The 20,237-nt window shown below is 33.7% G+C and carries 16 protein-coding genes and 1 pseudogene; 14 read left to right on the top strand and 3 right to left on the bottom strand.

Translation table 11 applies throughout. From position 1 onward, the window contains the following. Positions 1 to 51: 51 nt before the first annotated feature. On the bottom strand, positions 52 to 2,460 hold the full coding sequence (gene lon / locus OEW74_RS00085) for an endopeptidase La (RefSeq protein WP_265426546.1): 2,409 nt from the start codon (positions 2,458 to 2,460) through the stop codon (positions 52 to 54). Positions 2,461 to 2,718: 258 nt separating this feature from the next. Between lon and OEW74_RS00080 the strand changes: the two genes are divergently transcribed. The 13 genes from OEW74_RS00080 to OEW74_RS00020 all read left to right on the top strand — a co-directional run bounded on the left by OEW74_RS00080 (position 2,719) and on the right by OEW74_RS00020 (position 18,203). Continuing rightward, a complete protein-coding gene (locus tag OEW74_RS00080) occupies positions 2,719 to 4,860 on the top strand; it encodes a peptidylprolyl isomerase (protein WP_265426545.1) in 2,142 nt (713 codons plus the stop codon). Positions 4,861 to 4,989: 129 nt separating this feature from the next. Beyond that, positions 4,990 to 5,940, top strand: coding sequence for an MlaD family protein (locus OEW74_RS00075; protein WP_265426544.1), 951 nt, complete (start codon positions 4,990 to 4,992; stop codon positions 5,938 to 5,940). An 11-nt stretch (positions 5,941 to 5,951) separates the two neighbouring features. Next, complete coding sequence (locus OEW74_RS00070; protein ID WP_265426543.1) at positions 5,952 to 7,289, top strand: (Fe-S)-binding protein; 1,338 nt, start codon at positions 5,952 to 5,954, stop codon at positions 7,287 to 7,289. 89 nt (positions 7,290 to 7,378) lie between these two features. Beyond that, on the top strand, positions 7,379 to 8,164 hold the full coding sequence (locus OEW74_RS00065; RefSeq protein ID WP_265426542.1) for a (Fe-S)-binding protein: 786 nt from the start codon (positions 7,379 to 7,381) through the stop codon (positions 8,162 to 8,164). Between the two features lie 114 nt (positions 8,165 to 8,278). Next, positions 8,279 to 9,409 (top strand): hypothetical protein, encoded by a 1,131-nt coding sequence (locus OEW74_RS00060; protein ID WP_265426541.1) that lies wholly within the window; start codon positions 8,279 to 8,281, stop codon positions 9,407 to 9,409. A 24-nt stretch (positions 9,410 to 9,433) separates the two neighbouring features. Beyond that, positions 9,434 to 9,922: a hypothetical protein gene (locus tag OEW74_RS00055; protein WP_079465465.1), complete on the top strand. Its 489-nt coding sequence runs from the start codon at positions 9,434 to 9,436 to the stop codon at positions 9,920 to 9,922. Between the two features lie 158 nt (positions 9,923 to 10,080). Then, complete coding sequence (locus tag OEW74_RS00050; protein WP_265426540.1) at positions 10,081 to 11,223, top strand: glycosyltransferase; 1,143 nt, start codon at positions 10,081 to 10,083, stop codon at positions 11,221 to 11,223. After that, positions 11,220 to 12,482, top strand: coding sequence for a polysaccharide biosynthesis C-terminal domain-containing protein (locus tag OEW74_RS00045; protein ID WP_265426539.1), 1,263 nt, complete (start codon positions 11,220 to 11,222; stop codon positions 12,480 to 12,482). Before OEW74_RS00050 ends, OEW74_RS00045 begins: the two co-directional genes overlap by 4 nt. Before the next feature lie 309 nt (positions 12,483 to 12,791). Next, complete coding sequence (gene asnB, locus OEW74_RS00040; RefSeq protein WP_265426538.1) at positions 12,792 to 14,693, top strand: asparagine synthase (glutamine-hydrolyzing); 1,902 nt, start codon at positions 12,792 to 12,794, stop codon at positions 14,691 to 14,693. A gap of 34 nt (positions 14,694 to 14,727) precedes the next feature. Then, positions 14,728 to 15,234 (top strand): hypothetical protein, encoded by a 507-nt coding sequence (locus OEW74_RS00035; RefSeq protein ID WP_265426537.1) that lies wholly within the window; start codon positions 14,728 to 14,730, stop codon positions 15,232 to 15,234. Positions 15,235 to 15,324: 90 nt separating this feature from the next. Beyond that, positions 15,325 to 16,593, top strand: coding sequence for a serine--tRNA ligase (gene serS / locus OEW74_RS00030; protein WP_204532063.1), 1,269 nt, complete (start codon positions 15,325 to 15,327; stop codon positions 16,591 to 16,593). 138 nt (positions 16,594 to 16,731) lie between these two features. Next, positions 16,732 to 17,631 carry a hypothetical protein gene (locus tag OEW74_RS00025; protein ID WP_265426536.1) on the top strand — a complete coding sequence of 300 codons (900 nt, stop codon included), beginning with the start codon at positions 16,732 to 16,734 and terminating at the stop codon, positions 17,629 to 17,631. Between the two features lie 206 nt (positions 17,632 to 17,837). Next, positions 17,838 to 18,203, top strand: coding sequence for a hypothetical protein (locus OEW74_RS00020; protein WP_265426535.1), 366 nt, complete (start codon positions 17,838 to 17,840; stop codon positions 18,201 to 18,203). Positions 18,204 to 18,227: 24 nt separating this feature from the next. Here OEW74_RS00020 and OEW74_RS00015 read toward each other — a convergent pair whose 3' ends face one another. Both OEW74_RS00015 and OEW74_RS00010 read right to left on the bottom strand, forming a co-directional pair. Then, entirely contained in the window at positions 18,228 to 19,250 is a 1,023-nt protein-coding gene (locus tag OEW74_RS00015; RefSeq protein ID WP_265426534.1) for an alpha/beta hydrolase fold domain-containing protein, read from the bottom strand. 37 nt (positions 19,251 to 19,287) lie between these two features. Then, a complete protein-coding gene (locus tag OEW74_RS00010) occupies positions 19,288 to 19,440 on the bottom strand; it encodes a hypothetical protein (RefSeq protein ID WP_265426533.1) in 153 nt (50 codons plus the stop codon). A 266-nt stretch (positions 19,441 to 19,706) separates the two neighbouring features. Between OEW74_RS00010 and OEW74_RS00005 the strand changes: the two are divergent. Then, positions 19,707 to 20,237, top strand: a pseudogene (locus OEW74_RS00005) (T9SS C-terminal target domain-containing protein); the annotation flags it as partial.

The raw sequence follows: 20,237 nt of genomic DNA, 5'->3' as shown, positions 1-20,237 counted from the left end.
TAATAAAACCCCACCGTTTTCGGGTGAGGTTTTACGTTTATTGTTGAAAATTTATTTTTCGATGGCCAGTTCAAGTACTTCTTTCATCCAGCTTACGTAGTTTACTTTTAGATTTTTCAGATAATCCTGTTTAATTTCTTCTACATCTTTTCTGTTGGCTTCGCAGAGAATCACTTCTTTGATTCCTGCTCTTGTTGCTGCTAACAATTTTTCTTTAATTCCGCCTACAGGAAGTACTTTTCCACGTAACGTAATTTCGCCGGTCATGGCAAGATGAGGTTTTACTTTTTTGTTTTTGAATGAAGAAACCATAGAAGTTAACATTGCAATTCCTGCAGAAGGTCCGTCTTTTGGAGTTGCGCCTTCCGGAACGTGAACGTGGATGTTCTTCTTTTCCAGATCGTCTTCACTGATTCCCAAGTCTTCATGTTTGGCTTTGATGTACTCCAACGCAATGGTTGCAGATTCTTTCATTACCGTCCCCAGATTTCCGGTCATGGTAAGATTTCCTTTTCCGTTGCTGGTAATACTTTCGATGAATAAAATGTCTCCACCTACGCTTGTCCACGCCAATCCGGTTACTACTCCAGGAACGTCTGTCAATTCAGATAAGCTTTTCGGTCTTGGAACACCTAAGATTTCGTCAATTTTTTCAACGGTAATTTTAGCATCATATTCTTTTACCAAAGCCGTTTGTAAAGCAACCCAACGTGCAATGGCAGCAATTCTTTTTTCTAAAGTTCTTACGCCACTTTCCGAAGTATGTGCTTCAATGATATGTTTCAGTTCAGGATTGCCAAGTTTGAAAGATTTTGCAGTCAAACCGTTTTCTTCCTGTTGTTTTTTTATTAAATGTCTTTTAGCAATTTCAATTTTTTCTTCCAAAGTATAACCAGCAATCTGAATGATTTCCATTCTGTCTAAAAGAGGAGTTTGGATCGTAGAAAGTGAGTTTGCTGTTGCCAGAAACATTACTTTCGACAAATCGTAACCCATTTCAAGGAAATTATCGTAGAAAGAGCTGTTTTGCTCAGGATCCAGAACTTCAAGCAATGCCGAGCTAGGATCACCGTGCATTCCTTTTCCTACTTTATCGATTTCGTCTAAAACAATTACTGGGTTGGAAGTGCCAGATTTTTTAATGGACTGAAGAATTCTTCCCGCCATTGCTCCAATATACGTTTTTCGGTGACCACGAATTTCACTTTCGTCATGAAGTCCACCCAAAGAAACACGCACATATTTTCTTCCTAAAGCATCGGCAACAGATTTTCCTAAAGATGTTTTACCAACTCCGGGAGGGCCTACCAATAATAGGATAGGGGATTTCATGTTATTTTTCAATTTTAAAACAGCCATGTGTTCTAAAATTCTTTTCTTAATGTCTTCTAAGCCAAAATGAGCTTTATCTAAAACTTTTTCGGCTTTTTCAATATCAAAAGTATCTTTTGTGAAAGTCTCCCAAGGTAAATCTGTGAAAAAATCCAGGTAATTTCTCTGAACATTATAATCCGGAGAATTTGGGTTTTGTCTCTGAAGTCGGCCTATTTCTTTTTGGAAGTGTTCTTCAACTTCAGGTTTCCAGTTTTTATCTTTTCCTTTTTTAAGTAAGTCTTCAACATCACTTTCCGGACCGCCTCCCAATTCATCCTGAATGGTTCTGATTTGTTGATTCAGAAAATATTCTCTCTGCTGTTTATCTAAATCTTTAGAAGTTTTTTGATGAATTTGATTTCTCAATTCCAGCTTTCGGAAATCCTCGTGCATCATTTCGTAGCACTTCTTGGCTCTTTCCATCAAGCTTTTTTCTTCCAGAAGCTTTTGTTTTTCCAGGTAAGGGAAATTAGCATTCGTGCTTACAAAATTCAGCAGATCTTCATTATTGCTGATGTTTTTTATGGCAAAATTGGCCGCATTCGGAATATTAGGATCAAGCTCGATAATTTTTAGAGCTAAATCTTTAATGTTTTCCAGTAGTGCTTCGTATTCCTCTTTGTTTTTAGCTTTTGTATCTTTTAATTTAGTGATTTCAGCTTTAAAATAAGGTTGAGATTCAACGATTTTTTTTACTTTAAACCGGTGAAAACCTTTAGTAATAGCAGTGATATTTCCTTCAGGAAGTTTAATAATCTTAATGATTTTTGCTAAAGTTCCTGTGTGATAAAGATCTTTTTCGGTAGGTTGCTCAATGTCAGAGTTTTTCTGGCTTACAATTCCTATGAAATCGCCATTTTGCTGTGCTTCTTCAAGCAGTTGTATTGAGGTCTTTCTTCCTGCAGTGATAGGAATTACCACGTTGGGGAACATGACCATGTTTCTTACCGGAAGTATGGGGAAAATGTTTTGTTCAGAGTTTTTTTCATTATCCATATCCAAGTCAGAAAGGTTGATTTCTTCGGCTACAATGTTAAAACCATCGCCAAGAATATCATCAAAATTTATATCTTCAAATTCTGTCATAATAAATCGAATGACAAATTGTCATTTTCAGTTTAAGTCGTTACAATGATATTTCACAATTTGCTTAGAGAAAGCAATATGTATGAACTGTATATTAAGTTGACAATATTAATGCCATTTGCTAATCGTTAAAAAATACGGTCAAAATTTCCATTTTCACAGTATTTGAATTTTAAAAATTAAAAACACGACTTATATTTCTGTAATTTCTTAAAAATGTGTATTTTCGCACACTGATATAAAAACTATATTTATAAAATGGCAATTTTAGGACAGATTAGGAGTAGACCTTGGCTTTTGATGGGAGTGATCGCATTGGCGCTTTTAGCGTTTTTGGTAAACCCGGAAAGCATTGATAAGGTTTTTGGTAAAAACCCTGATGTTTTAGGAAAAGTAAATGGTGAGAAAATTACTCGTGAAGAGTATAACGATCAGCTTTTCGTATTACAACAACAAGCAGAGCAACAAGGGCAGCCGAAAAACGGTCTAGAAGAGCAAGCTTGGCAATTATTGGTACAATCAAAGTTGGTAAAGCAGCAGTTTGAAAAAATGGGCTTTACGATGACAGATGATTTATTCTGGAATCAGCTTCAGTTTGATCAAATGTTTGCACAAAATCAGCAACTTTTTGACGAAAAAGGAAACTTCAAGCTTCAGGAATTAAAAAAAGAAATTGAAACTCTACAGAATACAAACCCTGAAGGATACAATCAATGGTTGAAGACTAGAAAAACTATTGAGTACAGAATTATGGCAAGACAGGTTTTTGCTAATGTTTCTGCAGGTATCACTACAGGTAAAAAAGAAGCTGAAGAATTAATGAAAGAAAGAGATCAGCTTGCAGATATTGATTTTGTAAAAGTTGACTATGCTTCTTATCTTCAGAAAAACAAAATCAAAGTTACTACTGAAGATTTAGCGAACTATATCAAAGCGCATCCGGTACAGTTTAAAACTGAGCCAAGCAGAAATTTAGGAATTGTCTTTTTCCCTTCTCAGCCAAGTCCGGCAGACGAAGCTGCGGTACAGAAAGATATTACCAAAATATTTTCTGGAGGTACAGATGCAAGTGGTGGAAAAGAAAACTTCCAGAACACTACTAATGACTCTATGTTTGTAATGGCAAATTCAGATATGCCTTACAATAACGCATACGTTCAGGCAAACCAAATGCCTCAAGGATTGCAAGGGAAAATTGAAACTGCTGCAATTGGGCAGGTTTTCGGACCTTACAAAGAGCAGAATCTTTATGTATTGTCTAAATTAATCGACAAAAAACCTTCTGATTCTACATTGTCAAACCATATCTTGATCGCTTACAAAGGTGCTGAAAGATCTACTGCGACAAGAACTAAAGAACAAGCTAAAAAAATTGCTGACAGTTTAATGGCTGTAATTAAAGCTAATCCTGCAAAATTTGCAGAAGGTCTTAAGCTTTCTGACGAACCAGGGGCTGTTGAAAGAAAAGGAAGTGTGGGTTGGACTACGCCTCAAAGCCAGTTTGCTCCAGGTTACTTAGCATTTTTGGCAAACAATCCTAAAGGTGCTACTGGTTTAGCAGAAACAGCTTTCGGTTATCACATCATCAATATTGAAGATAAAAAAGCAGGAGCAATGGGTTATAAAATTGCTCATATCGTGAAAACTATCAAGCCTTCTGAAGCTACAGAAGCTGAAGTTGATAAGAAAGCAAGAAGATTTATCCAACAAGTTCAAGGGAAATCATTCAATGATTTTGTAAACATTGCTAAAAAATCTAGCTATCAATATTCTAACGCTAAATCTGCAAAAAGATTTGACGGTCAGCTTCAAGGTTTAGGAACTGATAAAGACGGTGAAATTATCGCTTGGGCTTTTGATAAGAAAAGAGAGAAAGGTGATACAGAATTCTTCACTGTAGAAGGTACAGGAGATAAAGTAGTTGTTTACTTAAACGGAAAACAAGAAAAAGGTCTTGCAGATCCGGAATCTGTAAGAGATCAGATAGAAACAGTAGTTCAGAATAAATTGGCAGCTAAACAAATTTCTGAGAAAATCGGAAAAGCAGGTAACCTAGATCAGGTTGCTACAAAATTTGCAACAACTAAACAATCTGCACAAGTTAACATGCTTAATCCTTCTGTAGCAGGAGCGATGGAGCCTAAAGTTGCAGGTGCTGCGTTTGGTATTGCTAAAGGAAAAGTTTCAAACCCAATTGAAGGTGGTATTGGTGTTTATGTGATCGTTAAAAAGAACGAAACAGTAAACAAACAACCAGGCGATGTAAAACAATTTACAGAATCTGTTACACAAAGAAATGCAGGAATGTTTGGTCAGGCTTGGTTAAAGAGCTTACAAGACAATGCAGATATCGATGATTACAGAATTGAAATCTGGAGTAAATTAGGAAATCAACAATAAGATTCTAATTTAAAAAATATAAAAGCGTCAAAGTAATTTTGGCGCTTTTTTTGTATTTAACGCAGAGCAATAAAGAGAAACATTAATTTAAAATGTACTATATTTGCTACATTAGAAAAAATTTAACAAGTGAAATTCAGTAAAGAATTAAAGGCTGGTTTAATCGCGCTTTTAGCCATTGTAGGCTTCGTGGTTTTATTTCAGTTTATGAAAGGCAGAAGCCTTTTTACTACCGACAATATATTTTACGCAAAATACGATAACGTAGAAGGTCTTGCGCAGTCTTCTCCCGTTTCCATCAATGGTTTGAAGGTGGGGCAGGTTGATAAAATCATTCCTCAGACAGGCAAAGACGGAAAACTATACTTTATCGTAAAGATTACTGTAGATGATAAATTTGAATTTTCAAAAAATTCAAATCTTGAGATTTTTGAACCAAGCTTAATGGGTGGTAAAGAAATGAGAGTGAATCTTTTTTATGGTGGTCCTAGTGCAAAAGACGGAGATACTTTGAAAGGTGCCTTCAAGTTGGGTATGATGAACAGTCTTTCTTCTCAGGTTGGTCCTGTGAAAGACCAGCTGCAAACTGTTTTGCATAGAGTAGATTCTTTGATGGCAAATGCTAATCAGGTAATGAATGCTCAAAACAGAGAAGAGATCAGAGTATTGCTTCACAATCTAAACAAAACTGTAGGTGCATTAGAAACTACAGCAGGAAGTGTAAACAAATTGGTTGGTAATAACGACCCTAAACTTCAGAAAGTTCTTGATGAAGCTAGTTTAACCATGAAAAGTGGTAAGACAACTTTAGACAAATACGGAAATCTTGCAGAAAGCATCGATACCAAGCAATTGAATCAGACGATTGCTAATCTTGATGCGACAGTTGGAAAGTTGAATGGTGTAATTTCCGGAATCGACAAAGGCGAAGGTAGCTTAGGGAAGATCATGAAAGATGATCAGCTGTACAACAATCTGAATTCGGCATCTACCAACCTGAACTCTTTAATCGAAGATATGAAAGCGAATCCTAAGAGATATATTAATTTCTCAGTTTTCGGTAAGAACAGTAAAGACTAAAAATCTACAATATGCAGTATCTTGATAATGTATTTTTTCTGATTTTACTTATTGCAGGTTTCGGGCTTTTTGGAAAAAGTCTTCTGAAGATCTATAGAAATATCAGATTAGGACGAGAAATTAATCGCAGCGATAGAAAAGCTGAGCGCTGGGAAACCATGGCAAGAGTTGCGATGGGACAAAGCAGAATGACGGCAAGACCTGTTGCAGGTGTTTTGCACCTTTTTGTTTACGTTGGTTTCGTAATTATTAACATCGAATTAGTCGAAATTATCGTTGACGGAATTTTCGGAACTCACCGTTTTCTATCAACAATTTTCGGACATACTTTCTATAATTTTTTCACGGCAACATTAGAAGTTTTAGCACTTTTAGTAATTGTTGGAGTGGTACTTTTCTTTATCCGTAGAAATTTTTACGGAGTGAAAAGACTGACGATGAAAGAACTTTTCGGATGGCCAAAAAATGATGCTAACTGGATTTTGATCATTGAGTTTGCTTTAATGGTCGCTTTCTTCACAATGAATTCTTCAGACTTCATTTTACAAACTAGAGGTGTTGAAGATTATCATCATCTTGGATCATTTCCAATCAGTGAAATGACATTGGTTCCTTTCTTAGAAATTTTCAGTTTTGATACTATCTTTTTAGAAATTATTGAAAGAGGAGCTTGGTGGTTTCACTTTGTAGGGATTCTGTTCTTTATGAATTACCTTTATTATTCTAAACATTTACATATTATCCTTGCATTTCCAAGTACTTGGTACGCCAATCTTGATTTGTACGGAAAATTCAATAATCTTGAGTCTGTGACCAAAGAGATCAAATTGATGATGGACCCTAATGCTGATCCTTACGCAGCTCCGGCTGAAGGTGCAGAAGAAGCTCCGTCGAAATTTGGTGCAGAAGATGTTTTTGATTTGAATCAGGTTCAGTTATTGAATGCCTATTCATGTACAGAATGCGGAAGATGTACTTCTGTTTGTCCGGCAAATATTACAGGTAAAAAGCTTTCACCGAGAGCTATTTTAATGAAAACAAGAGACCGTTTGGAAGAAGTTGGTAGAAATATCGATAAAAACGGAAAGTTTGAAGACGATGGTAAAAAATTGTTGAACGATTACATCACAAAAGAAGAACTTTGGGCTTGTACTACTTGTAATGCTTGTACTCAGGCTTGTCCGGTATTGCTTGATCCGCTTTCTATTATTTTCGAAATGAGAAGATTCTTAGTGATGGAGCAATCTGCCGCACCACAGGAACTGAATCTGATGATGACCAACGTAGAAAACAATGCCGCACCTTGGCAATACAATCAGGCCGACCGTCTGAACTGGGCAAAAGACTAATTAGATAATTAATCAATTTGAAAATTTGAAAATTGGTTGTCCTACACATTTTCAAATTCTCAAATTCTCACATTTTCAAATTAAAAAAAATGGATTTCAATATAAAAACAATGGCGGATTACGCAATGGAAGGCAAATCTCCGGAAGTTCTTTTCTGGGTAGGTTGCGCTGGAAGTTTCGACGATAGAGCCAAAAAAATAACCAAAGCATTCTGCAAAATTTTAAATAAAATAGGCGTTGAGTTCGCTGTTTTAGGACAGGAAGAAAGCTGTACAGGTGATCCTGCAAAACGTGCAGGGAACGAGTTTGTTTTCCAGATGATGGCAATGACGAACATTGAAGTTCTGAATGCTTATGAAGTAAAAAAAATCGTTACGGCTTGTCCGCACTGTTTCAATACCCTTAAAAATGAATATCCTAATTTAGGTGGAAACTACGAAGTAATTCATCATACTCAATTTTTAAAAGAATTGATGAATGAAGGCAGACTGAAGATTGAAGGCGGAAGTTTTAAAGGTAAAAAAATTACCTTCCACGACCCTTGTTATTTGGGAAGAGCCAATGATGAGTATGAAGCTCCAAGAATGCTTTTAGAAAAGCTGGATGCCGAATTGGTTGAAATGAAACGTTGCAAGACCAATGGTCTTTGTTGCGGTGCAGGTGGAGCACAGATGTTTAAAGAACCTGAAAAAGGGAAAAAAGATATCAATGTAGAAAGAACAGAAGAAGCGCTTTCTTTCGAGCCGAAGATCATTGCAACAGGTTGCCCTTTCTGTAATACCATGTTGACTGACGGTGTAAAACATTTCAATAAAAATACGGAAGTAGAAGTAAAAGATATCGTAGAACTTTTGGCAGAAGCTGAAGATTTATAAATATTTTCCTAGAAGGATAAATCTTGAGTTATGAAATCGCCGTGATTTTGAAACCCAGATATTGATATAGAAACCACGATTGCATATGTCCTTTAAAAAAAATAAAATCTACATATGAATTTAAAATGGGGTTTATCCTTTCTTTTTTTTATTATAGGTCTAAGTTTTCTTACTTTTTCCTGCTATCAGAATAGGGTTTATGATTGGGATATGCCTGGATATTTAGGCAGCGTTTATTCCTGGGAATTTCCTGATGATGCCAAAAAAGCACAGGAAAAGGTATATTCTGATATTGAAAAAGAGGCTTCAAAAACAGAATTCAACGATATTCTTCATTATAATCATGCCAATGAAGTTTTCTACGCAGATTATAAAGCCTTTGGCGAGCAATTGCCCTATTATAAGATTAAAATAGGTTTTAATGTTGCAGTTTATGTATTGTATAAACTAGGATTTACAGGACCTCTTTCGGTTCTTATGGTCAATATATTTTCCTATTTTATTTGTGGTTTACTGATGTTTTATATTTTAAAACTATTGTTTCCCAAAAACTATTTTATTGCACCGCTACTTTCCTTATTTGTATTTTGGTTTCCTCCGGTAAGAGACATGGCGCAAAATCCCACGCCGGATATGTTCGTTTTTGTCTTTCTAATGTTTTTTATCATTAGTCTGCTGCAAAAAAAATCTGAATTATTACAGTTTATTTTCCTTCTTTGCTGCGTTTTAATCAGGCCAGATTATGTGCTGTTTGCAATGAGTTATCTGTTTGTAGTTTTCGTTTTTAAATATTTTAAAGAAAATAAACAGATCAATTATAGTTTAATTCTTCAAGGATTTTCAATTGCGATTATCTATGTTGCGATTATTAAATACTACAATTATCCCGGTTGGAAAGACCTTTTCTATGACAGTTTCTTTTACAGAAGACCAATAATTTCAGCTGAAAAAGCAGATTTTAATTTTCAGAAGTATTTTGATTTTCTACTATTTAAATTGATCAACTTTAAAAAAATAAGCTTGGCTTCATTGATTTTAGTTGGGTCAACTTTCTATTTTTCAAAAGATTGGTGGATCCGGATCTTGTCTTTATTGTTCTTTATCAATATTTATATCAAGTTTGTATTTTTCCCGGACAGTGCTAATCTGAGATTCTTTTTAGGCTTTGTTCTTATGCTTTTTATTGTACTTCTGTATGCATTAAGCAAAAAATACAATGGTTTCCAACTCAGGAAAAATGCGTAATTTTACTATTTAAATTTATTCAGAATGAAAATTGAAGAATCTAATATTGTTGAAGCAAACGATTACAGAGTTATTATATATCCCGCATCAAGACCTTTCACTACAAAAGAAGCTAAAGTAATTACAGAGAAATTATACGATTTCCTGGCAGGTTGGGCAGCGCACGGAAAACCGCTTTCATCATCTTTTAAAATCGAAAAAAATCAGTTTATCGTTATCTGTGTAGACGAAGAAAAAGAAATGGCTTCTGGTTGCAGCATCGATGCTTTAGGCAAAATAATGAGAGAGATAGACGAAGAATACCAATTAGGATTATTCGACAGAATGAAAGCCAGTTTTGTAGAAAACGGGGAAGTAAAAACCTTAAAACTTATCGATTTTAAAAATAAGATCAGAAGCGGAGAACTTTCAAAAGAAATCGAAGTTTTTGATTTCTCAAAAAATACCTATTTAGAATTTTTAGGAAACTTTTTATTGCCTTTCAGCAAAAGTTGGGCAGTTACGATAAAATAATTCCTTAATAAAATAATGAAAATTCCTCTTGGTTTCTGATTCGTAGAAACTGATGAGGAATTTTTTAATTAAAATCCTGAAAATATTTAATAATATATTTTTGTTGTTAGTACATTGATTTTTAGATTATCAACTAACAACCAACAACTAAAAGTTTCATGCCAAAAATTTTATTCTTAACCACTGCACATAATTATGATGATGACAGAATCTTTTTTCATCAGGCAAAAGAATTGATTACATCTGGTTTTGAAGTGAAAATTTGTAGTTTAACAACCGAATTTAAAAGAGAAATTGATGGTATTGAGATAGAATCTTTTGATATTTTAAATCAATCTGTACAAACAAAAATTCAGAAATTTATAGAAGTCTGCAATTCTTTTAAGGCAGATTGCATCGTTTGTTCTGAACCGATTGCCGTATTTGCTGCAAACAAATTTCGTAAAACGAAAAAAGTAAGTATCGTTTACGATATTACGGAATGGTATCCTGCGATGTCGATGCTTCAGGATTTTAGTTTTCTGATGAAATTTGTTCACGGAATAAAATTTTTCCTGATTCAGTTGTACGCAGGTTTTTTAAGCACTTATTTTATCTTTGGTGAAGAGACCAAAAAGTTTCCTTTGGCTTATTTTTTTCCTTTTAAAAAGAAAATTATCTTGCCGTATTATCCTCATGAACGATTCGTTTCTGAAAATATTAAAGAATTAAAGCCAAACGAAATAACGCTTTGTTACACAGGCGCAATTTCAGAAGATAAAGGAATCGGAAATTTTTTCAATGCAGTTGAAGAACTTCACAAAAGCAATCCTCATTTAAATATCAAAATACTGATTGTTGGTTCTGCAAGAAAAAAAGCGGACGAAATTTATTTCTCGGATATTCTTGCCAAATCTTCGGTGAAAAATATTGAGATAAGAAAACCAACTTCTTTCGAAGAATTTACAAAAGCTTTTGCTGATGCCGATATTTGTTTTGATTTAAGAGCTTTTAATTTTGAAAATCACCATTCGCTGCCCATCAAATTATTCTATTACATGGGCGCCGGAAAACCGATTATTTATTCAAGCTTGAAGGGAATAAAAAGACACATGAATGTTTCCAGTTTTGGATATTTGGTGAATCCGAAAGATTCTAAAAAAATTGCAGATCATATTGAAGCTTATCTTAATGAACCGCAACTGTACGATCATCATGCAAACAATGCCAGAAAAGAGTTTATGCAAAATTACAATTGGGAAATAATCAAAAATTCTTTTGTTAACTTTATCAAAAATTCTTTACCAAAAAACAACCCATGAAGCAGCTTAAAGTTGTTCAGACTTTTATTTCGAGGTTCTTGATTTTGATTTTGAGCTTTGGTCTGGTCATCTTTTCTACCAACATGTGGGGAAGTGAAGGAAAAGGCACGATCTCAATTGTCATTACCAATGTTGCTCTGGTTAGTTTTTTCAGCAGTATTTTTTCGGGAAGCAGCACCTCTTATTTTGCCAGAAAATTTAAGGTAGAGCAGGTTTTGATTTATTCTTACCTCTGGTCGCTCATTGTAGGAACTGCAGTTCCTTTGATATTCAGTTTTGCGGCTATTCAGAATGAATTTTTGTATTATTTGATTGGTATTTCTGTTCTTTCATCGCTTTTATCAACGAATATTAGTCTGTTTATTGGGACGCAGAACATTCGGTTTTTCAATATTTATACCGTTTTACAGCAGCTTGTACATGTTTTGTTTATTGCAATTCTGATTTATATTGTTAAACTGAAAGACGTTTCTGTTTACTTTTTAGCGCAGATTTTCTGCTTAATATTTTTATTTCTAACCAGTCTTTTTCTGATCCTGAAAAAATGTAAATTTTCAGAATTTTCATTTTCAAAATCGGTATTCATCAATATGTTCGAATATGGCTGGAAAACCCAGTTGAGCGCATTTATTCAGTTTTTAAACTACAGACTTTCTTTTTATTTTCTAGAATACTTTGAAGGAATTGCTGTCGTCGGAATCTTTTCTATCGGAATTACATTTTCAGAAGCAATATGGACGATTACAAGAAGTATCGCGGTCGTTCTTTATTCTGACGTTGTAAATAGCAAGAGCAGGGAAGAGTCTATTGTTAAAACGAAATCTTCACTTAAGCTTTCATTCACATTAATGCTTGTTTTTGTCTTAGGAATTCTGATTATTCCGGATTTTGTGTACCCGTTTATTTTTGGAAAAGAATTTAGTGGAACTAAGCTCATCATGCTTTTATTAGCTCCCGGAATTTTGGCAATTGCATTAAGTGACATGATTGGCTATTATTTTTCAGGAATTAAAGAATTGAAAATATTAAATATAAAATCGATTGTCGGATTATTGATAACAGTTATTTTTTCTTTTTTTGCCATTCCAAAATGGGGAATTTGGGGCGCCTGTTTTGTAACGACCTTGTCGTATGTAATTTCGGCAAGCATATTATTTTGGAAATTTTATCAGTCTACCGATTTTAAAATCAAAGATTATATTATTTCTAAAGATGAAATTAATACATTGATTAAAACTTTTTCTAAGAAAAGCAATTGATATTTTCCTGTTTAAATCTAATACCAAATCCTTATTTTTACCAATCTATTAAATAATATTTAATCAATTGTATTTCTTTGATAAATGAAATGCCATTGTTTATCCTAAATAATAATTTCTATAAAAACTTTGTCTCTCTTAGTGATTAAACAACGCAAGGATATACAAAGAATTTTTAAAAATTACTAAAATAAAGGTAAACAAAGCCGTTTCACTTATTTTTGAAAGACAAGATTCAAAATGTACAGCAAATCATAGTACATTAAATTTTTGTCCATCAACTGTCAACTAAAAAACCATCAACAACTTATGTGCGGCATCTGCGGTTATTATTCATTTAAGAACGAAATTTCTTCTGAAAATATTTTAGAAATGAATAACGCAATCCGTCACCGCGGTCCGAATGATGAGGGATTCTGGATTTCTGATGGATTGAAAGGAGAATCTTTTTCAGGAAATGATTCTACGAAAAAAATTAAAGAAGTTTTTCCTGTTTTAAATAAAACAAATTCGAAAATCGCTTTAGGTTTTCGCCGACTTTCAATTCTAGATTTGTCTGAAAAAGGTCATCAACCGATGCTTTCTGATGATGAAAAAATAACGATTACCTTCAATGGTGAGGTTTATAATTTTAAAAAAATCAGAAAAGAGCTTCAAGCTTTAGGTTATCATTTTAAAAGCAATTCGGATACGGAAGTTATTTTAAAGTCTTACGAAGAGTGGGGAACGGAAATGTTTTCCCGATTTGACGGGATGTTTGCGATTGCTTTGGTCGATCTAGAAAAACAAAAACTGATCCTTGGAAGAGACCGGGTTGGTTTGAAGCCTTTGTTTTATTTTAAAAATGAAAATGCTTTAGTTTGGGCTTCCGAAATAAAATCTATTCTGAAAAATGAATATATCAAACCTGAAATCAATTGGAACGGAGTTTATACCAACTTTCTTTTTCAAACGACTTTAGCTCCTGAAACATGTTTTCAAAATATATTTTCACTCGAGCCAGCTTCTTTTTTATTGTTTGATTTAAATGATTTTACCGCTTCAAAACAATTTTATTGGAGTTTTCCGACTGAAAAATTAGAAAATGTAACCGAAGAAGAAGCGGTTAAAAAAGTAGATGCGTTACTTTCTGAAAGCGTAAAAGAACAGCTTTTTGCAGATGTTCCCGTAACAAGTATGATGAGCGGCGGAATAGATTCTACTTTGATTACTGCGAAAGCTAAACCTTTTAAAAATGACATCAATGCATTTACTATTTCTTATCAGTTTTCGGAAAGTGAAGTGAAAAATGCATCTTTAATGGCTAAAAAAATTGATATTCAGCATAATGTAAAAAAAGTTTCCGATGATGAAGTTTTAAACCAATTAAAAGAAAATATTCAGCATTTTGAAGAGCCTTACAGTAGCCTTGAAGTATTGATGAATGCTGCAGAATTTGCAAAAAATAAAGGATTTAAAGTTGTTTTAAGCGGAAATGGAGCTGATGAGCTTTTTGCGGGCTATTCTCATTCTTTAAAGCTTAATAAATGGCTTTCGATGAAGAATTTTAATTTTATCCGTCATTTTATTTTCACCAATGATAATTTTTCAAGAAAAGTGAAAAATTATTTTTCTCAGGATAATATGCTTGATTTTTTCAGGCAAAGTCAGGTCGGTATGAAGCCTTTTGAGGCTAAAAATGTTTTTTCTGATGCTGTTTTTAATACAGTTAAAACGAATTTAAAAGATAAAAAATTATCAGAAACGAAAGATTATCAAGGTCTTTTTGAGTATGATATGAAATATTCTCTGTCTTCGCATCATGTTTTCAGAGATGATTTGAGCGCAATGAAATATGGTGTAGAATTTCGTTATCCTTATTTGAGCAACGATTTGATTGATTATGTTTCTTCTTTGCCTGAAAAATTACGGTACAACGGAATTCAGAATAAACCGCTTTTAAGAAAAGTTGCCGAAAAATATGTGCATCCAGAAATTTTAAAAATGCCAAAGCGTGGATTTTCTTTTCCACTTGCTCATTTCATTAAAACCGACCTGAAAGTAAGAGAATTTATTCTTGGAAATCTGAACAGCTTAAAAAAGAGAAATTTTTTCGAACCGGAGGTCATCGATGAATGGTGGAACAATCAAAAAAACGAATACGACTGCGTAAAAATCTGGCAATTGGTGACTTTTGAACTTTGGTATCAGAAATATTTTGAAAATCAATAAACTTATTTTTCATTAATAATTTATCTTTGTAGGAATGAAGAAAATATTTCTTGTTTTGACGCTTATCAGTCTCACGCTTCTCAGTTGCGGAAGTGATGAAGATTCTCTGCAGAAAATAGACCAGCTTTTTAATCTTTACATTAAAGATTCTTCCGGAAAAGACCTTTTGAAACCTACAGAAATTGGTTCTTATACCGGAGTTACTTTTACAGATGAATTAGCGGAAAAAGATAATGTAAATGTAAGCTATAGCCGAAAAATGCTCGCTGATTCTACTTATTATCTGGAATATCTTGCAGGCGCAACAAGACAGTTTGTAGAAGACACTTCTGATGGAGGTAAAATTTACAAATCGGAAATTCAGGTTTCTTTGATTAAAAAGATATCAGAAACGCAGAATGCTCCTGTAGTTCAGGATAAGCTCGAAATATTTTATCATTCCTCACCCACCGTTTTCGAAGTTTCGAGAGTGCTTTATAACAACCAATTGGTATTTACAAAAGTTCCCGATCAGCCAAATGTGGCTACAATCATAAAATAATCTTAAATTTGCACGAACGGTTCAAAGTTCAGGGTTCAAAGTTCAATGCAACTCAACCTTAAACCTTAAACTTTTAAACATTAAACATTTATGTTACAGGTTAATTTTTTGCGCGACAATAAAGAACGCGTTTTAGAAGGTCTTCAAAAAAGACAATTCAAGAATCTTGAGTTGGTAGACGAGGCTATCGTTACCGATGAAGAAAGAAAAAGAATTCAGTTTGAATTAGATTCACAACTTTCCGAGATCAATAAAATTTCCAAAGAAATTGGTATTTTAATGAAAGAAGGAAAAAGAGAAGAAGCTGAAGCATCCAAATCTAAAACAGCACAGTTCAAAGAGTCGAGTAAAGAATTACAGACACAGCTAGAAAACGTTGAGAAATCTTTGCTTACAATTTTGTATCAGATTCCAAACGTTCCTTACGAATTGGTAAAAGCAGGTGTTTCTGCAGATGATAACGAAATTATTTATCAGTCTCATGATGTGGAAGGTTTAGGTGAAGGAGCAATTCCTCACTGGGAATTGGCAAAAAAATACAACCTGATTGATTTTGAATTGGGTGTGAAAATTGCCGGAGCTGGTTTCCCTGTGTACTTCGGGAAAGGAGCAAGATTGCAGAGAGCTTTAGTTCAGTATTTCTTAGATAAAAATACTGATGCAGGTTATCTTGAAGTAAATCCGCCACACGTTGTGAATGAAGCTTCAGGTTACGGAACGGGGCAGTTGCCGGATAAGGAAGGACAAATGTATTACATCAACGCAGATGATTTGTATTTAATTCCTACAGCGGAAGTTCCAGTGACGAATTTATACCGTGATGTTTTGTTGGATGAAAAAGATCTTCCGATTAAAAATACGGCATTCTCTCAGTGTTACAGAAGAGAAGCTGGAAGCTACGGAGCTCACGTAAGAGGTCTGAACCGTCTTCACCAGTTTGAAAAAGTAGAAATTGTAAGATTAGAAAAACCTGAGAATTCTTATGCTGTTTTGGAAGAAATGGTAGAGCACATCAAAGGAATTTTAGAAGATCTTGAATTGCCTTACAGAGTGTTAAGACTTTGTGGTGGTGACACAGGTTTTGCTTCTGCAATGACTTACGATTTTGAAGTTTGGAGTGCTGCTCAGGAAAAATGGCTTGAAGTAAGTTCGGTTTCTAATTTTGAAACTTTCCAGGCAAATCGATTGAAATGCCGTTACAAAGCAGACGGAAAATCTCAGTTGGTACATACTTTAAATGGTTCTGCAATGGCATTGCCAAGAATTATGGCAGCTTTGCTTGAAAATAATCAGACTGAAGAAGGAATTAAGCTTCCTAAGAAGATCGCTGAATATGCGAGATTTGAATTGATCAATTAAAATTTAGATTTTATTTTATATAATGAAACCACCGAAATTCGGTGGTTTTTTTTTGTTGGTGAATTGTAAATTTTCAGCTTGAAAAATAATTCTTTTTTTGTTGAAAAAAATAAGTATTTTAGTCGCAAATTTTTAATGATGAAATACAAATTTTTATTTTTTACCTTAATGGTAATGATTCTTAATTCATGTGGCGGAAGTGATTCTGATGATTCTACATTTATTAATATTCCAAATCCTATTCCTTCGACACCTCCGAAAACAATCAGTTTACGTACAACAACAGAAATATTTCCTACGTCGGCAGTATTCAGAGCTAATATTGTACAACAAGATGGACAAGGTGAAACTCCCGGATTTGTTTATGGTACAACACCAAATCCTACGGTTGTCAACAATACTTCTGTGACAACTATTGCACAAGGTTCTACAAACTTTGAGGTAAAGTCTGGAACGTTACAACCCAATACAACCTATTATGTGAGAGGATTCATAAAAACAGGTGAAGGTATTTATACATACACTGCAGAGACAAGTTTTAAAACAACAGGTTATTTCGGACCCGGAGGCGGATATGTTGGTTATGATAAAGGCGAATATGTAAATGGATGGAGGTTTATGGAAATTCATCCTACAACACTTAATTACAGTTCCGGTGGAGTAGGAGGACAATGGGGAAATATGGGGACATTTATTTCCGGTACTTATCCTGATTTCGGAAAAGGTCTTGAAAACACGAATATTATTGTTAGTGCAAATTCTAGCGCTAACTGTGCTGCGAAACTTTGTGATAACCTTGTTCTGAATGGACAATCCGATTGGTTCCTTCCTTCCAGTCAGGAATTGTTAACACTTTATAAAGAACTAAAGAAGGGAAATATCTCCATAAGCTCGAGTGCATGGTCTTCTACGCAAGTTGACGGAAACTCGGCGTATTCTATTTTTTATCAAACATTCGGAATTCCTACTCCTGAAGTTATTTTATCATCAACCCTTAAAAGTATGGGAACTACTATACTTCCGGTAAGAAGGTATTAATTATTATTAAATAATAATGAAAGCCACCTGATTTAGGTGGTTTTTTTTTGGAAAAAAATGGATGGATTTTGTGATTCTAATTTAAAATTAATACTTGTAACTGTAATATATTATACAGATACGGTTTTTAAATGAGAGATTGTTTTTAAGCTAATTTAAAACATATTTTATTGTACATTTAAAAGATATATTAAAACTCCAGTGTCATGAAAAAAGAATTAATTCTATTCTTATTAATTTTTATTTCATTTAAAAATTTTGGACAAAACAATAATTGTAACGAAAATCTAAGATTTAAAGAAGCATTTTTTTATCACATTAAAATTGTGGAAAGTAATATTGCTATTTCTCAAGATGAAACATTCAGAAAATCAGTTATTTTCATTTATAATTATGCGCCAGTATCAGTGGAGCATATTATGAATTATTCCAGAACTTATCCCATTGGTGTATTTAAAAAAGATAAAATAGAGTGGTTGAAATGGTATGAAGAGAATAAGTGTGAAAACATTCAAATTAAAACTGCATGTGCAATACCAGAAGTTTATCAACTAATAAATGATCAAAATTAAGATGTCAGTAATAGTTTTTTGCTTTTATTTCAACGTCCACTCCACAAAATCATTCATCACTTCTTCCCAATGTGGTTTTTCATGATTGACTTTTCCATTTTCTACTTCGAAGAAATTATGTTCAAGATTTAAATATCTTTTCAATGTCAGATTATTATTGTTTTCTCTGATAAAATAGAGCGGAACTAGGTCATTCAGATCACTTGCAATATCATGAGTTCCGTATGCCAAATAAATTGGTTTTTTGAATTGTAACCAATCATCCAATAGGGGAACTGAGAAAGATCTCCAGGCAAGAAGCTCTGGCTTTTCGGCTAACTTTTTGGGGTTGTATGCATCTCTGAATATTTGATATTCTTCTTCAATCCGTTTATCGGCTTCTTCCCATGAAATTTCTTTTTGCTCAGCTTCTTTTCGATATTCTCTGATATTCTGATCAATTCTTCCAAATGGATTTGCTGAAAATAAACCCAATTTAGAAACATTTTTATTGGCAATTGCGATTTTAGTAGCGACTTTTGAGCCTTGAGAAGAACCTGCGACAATCAATTTTGAACGGTCTACCCATTTTTGTTTATTTAAAAATTTCAGGACTTTCTGCGCACGATTTACGTAGTTTTCTAAATAATCTGCTTTTTGAAATTCTAAAGTAGGTTGATTTTTATTTTTATTTTTAGAATTTCCGTAATACCAATAAGATTCGTTAATGTCTTTTTCATCGGCTATTAAAGGTGTTTTAGGCATTGAAATGATAACCAAGTGATAATTTTTCACAATATTTTTTACATCGAAATTTGTAATTCCGCCACCAATAATCCAAAGTCCTTCTTCTTTTGAATTGACATAAATCGGGTAGGGAAGTGAACCTTGACACCATAGAAAGACTGGTTTTTTCTGCTCTAATTGAGTATCATAAACAATAAACTCTATAGAATCATTTTTATCTGAAATTTCGAAAGCAGTTGATTGGTTATTAATTATTTTTCCCTGTTGAGAGATAAAAAATTGAGACAGAATGATAAATAGAAAACTAATTTTAAGCTTCATAAATAGGATTAATTAATGACAGGTTGCCGGATTATGCTTATGATTCGGGTCTGTGTTGTGACAATTCGCCTGCCATTTCTTTGGGTGCTTTAGGAACTACGCTTTTGCCGTTTCTTTGGCTAAATACCAATAGGTCTCCTACTTTCCAACTCAAACCGTGGGTTACGATGTTGTTTTTACTTTCTGTCATCACTTGTATTTTTTAAGATTAATAATGTATCAAATCTAATTAATTATTCGACATGTGATGAATATTTAACTTATTTTTTGAAATTAAAATAATGGACGTAATATTTAAAAATAAGTAATTTTAAAAACATATTGTTTTGTTATTTGTTTTATTATGTATTTATTGTTAATAAAATATCAATAATAAACCGTTATAATTCTAATTTAAGAGATTTTAATGTTTATTAAAAACAAGTTAAATTAGCAAAAATTATTAAAACCCAAATCATGAAAAAGCTCTACACGAGTGCGTTTTTCGTATGCACAACCGCTGTATCATTTGCTCAGAATGTGGTATGGCAGAAGGATATTAAATCCTCTACTCAGGATTTTCTTTCACAAGTTACCACAACGGTTGACCAACAGTATCTTATTACAGGTAGTAGTATTCAGGTGGCAGGTAAAACTGCAGTGTCATCGGCAGCTTCAAAACAAAACAACGGTTACGATTTTCATCTTGTTAAATTGAATCAACAGGGAGAAGAAGTCTGGGAAAAATATTTCTCGGGACAGAATCATGACTTTTTATCGGCAACGGTTGCAACCCAAGAAGGAGGATTTCTTTTGGCGGGAACTTCTTATTCAGGAAAAGGTTTAGACAAAAAAGATGCCTCTAAAGGAGGATCTGATATTTGGCTCATCAGAATCAACGAATTCGGAGATGAACTGTGGCAAAAAACTTTAGGCACATCGCAGGATGAAGAAGCAAGATCTGTGATTCAGACTGCGGATTTCGGATTTATGGTCGCAGGAAATGTT

This window comes from Chryseobacterium sp. YIM B08800, from assembly GCF_026163565.1.
In the GTDB taxonomy this organism is placed as follows: Bacteria; Bacteroidota; Bacteroidia; order Flavobacteriales; family Weeksellaceae; genus Chryseobacterium.
This window is presented reverse-complemented; position numbering and strand designations above follow the sequence as displayed.